Source organism: Paenibacillus sp. MZ04-78.2 (assembly GCF_024213375.1).
In the GTDB taxonomy this organism is placed as follows: domain Bacteria; phylum Bacillota; class Bacilli; order Paenibacillales; family NBRC-103111; genus Paenibacillus_G.
This window is the reverse complement of the sequence record NZ_JANAVJ010000126.1, coordinates 1-672: the sequence shown is the minus strand read 5'-3', so window position 1 is coordinate 672 and position 672 is coordinate 1. Positions and strand designations below refer to the sequence as shown.

The 672-nt window shown below is 41.5% G+C and carries 2 protein-coding genes; both read right to left on the bottom strand.

The window, feature by feature from the left end; translation table 11 throughout:
* Positions 1 to 252 precede the first annotated feature (252 nt).
* Complete coding sequence (locus NLX71_RS26330; protein WP_254366767.1) at positions 253 to 531, bottom strand: hypothetical protein; 279 nt, start codon at positions 529 to 531, stop codon at positions 253 to 255.
* The gene (locus NLX71_RS26325) at positions 528 to 644 is read right to left on the bottom strand and encodes an aspartyl-phosphate phosphatase Spo0E family protein (protein WP_309248999.1); all 117 of its coding nucleotides are present in this window, start codon (positions 642 to 644) and stop codon (positions 528 to 530) included. The genes NLX71_RS26330 and NLX71_RS26325 overlap by 4 nt, the downstream gene beginning before the upstream one ends.
* Positions 645 to 672 lie beyond the last annotated feature (28 nt).

The following is a 672-nucleotide window of genomic DNA, read 5'->3' as shown; positions in this document are numbered from 1 at the left end:
CACTACCAAAGTGTTGGAAAAACATGTCTATTTGTCAAACCTCAAAAAACCAGTATCTGGTTAATCAACAGGCGTGTCTTTTTCTATATCTATTGCTGGAATTCTATTAATTTTTTATTTGTTTGACCGAAAAGATCGTAAACGCTAGAATACAAGAAAGAGCCTTCAGTTCCCACAATTGTTAGTGGGGTTGAAGGCTCTTTTTTGTTAAAGTACTCCGGCAAGTACCGGAAGATTTCCTTCTTCACCAGCTCACCGAGCGCAGCCGTATATTTGGGATTTTGTGACAATAGTTCTATTGTCCCATTTTGTTTGCCCTGTAAAAAACAATCGCTCGCGTAAAAGCTTCTCAATTTGCTCTCCGCTGTAACCAAGCTCGGCCAACATTTTAGCTGTAACACCGGCACCTGTCGTTGCCCTGTATACTGCGTCGTGCAAATCCTTAATGCTGTATAGCCGTTCAAAGATCATGCCGATCCGGACAAGATAGAAAATACGCTCTTGACTTTCTCCGTCCAATAACTGCATCATCCACACACCTTCAGCTTCAGCTTAGAAGAAGATTTTTGAGCTGCCAGAATATACCGATCTAAACGCTGGCTAAGCTTCACCACCTCCTTGTCGGAAAACGAGCTTTTTTCCACTTATTGTTTTGAAATTGTGTTTGGTTCT